At 45.8% G+C, this 349-nt stretch carries 1 protein-coding gene; it reads right to left on the reverse strand.

Going from position 1 to position 349, the window contains the following annotated elements:
• Nucleotides 1-38: 38 nt before the first annotated feature.
• Nucleotides 39-349: T9SS type B sorting domain-containing protein (locus tag ACLI1A_RS19585; RefSeq protein WP_411410386.1), on the reverse strand; the 311-nt coding region annotated here is incomplete at its 5' end.

A 349-nucleotide genomic window follows, 5' to 3' on the forward strand; every position in this document is an offset into this window, starting at 1 on the left:
AACCTGGAACCTGAAACTTTAAACCTTTAAACAAATTCTTATCTCTTCATCGCAAAGTGCGCTTTAAACTCAAGGCGGTGACCGTTGTAGGTGTACTCTACCGTAAACCAGTAGTCGTCACTCGGAAGGGCTGCACCGTTGTAGGTACCGTCCCAGCCTTCTCCGCTTGGTGAGATTTGTTTCAACAGCTTGCCGTAACGGTCAAAGATGAAGATGTTCGTATCTGAGTAGCCTTCTGTCATACCCTGTATGTTCCAAGTGTCGTTAAAGCCGTCACCGTTAGGGGTAAAGAACCTTGGGTAGTCAATCACACTTACATTTTCTATAATCAGCGTACCACACTCCACTG

Source organism: Flavobacterium sp. RHBU_3, from assembly GCF_046613565.1.
Lineage (GTDB): Bacteria > Bacteroidota > Bacteroidia > Flavobacteriales > Flavobacteriaceae > Flavobacterium.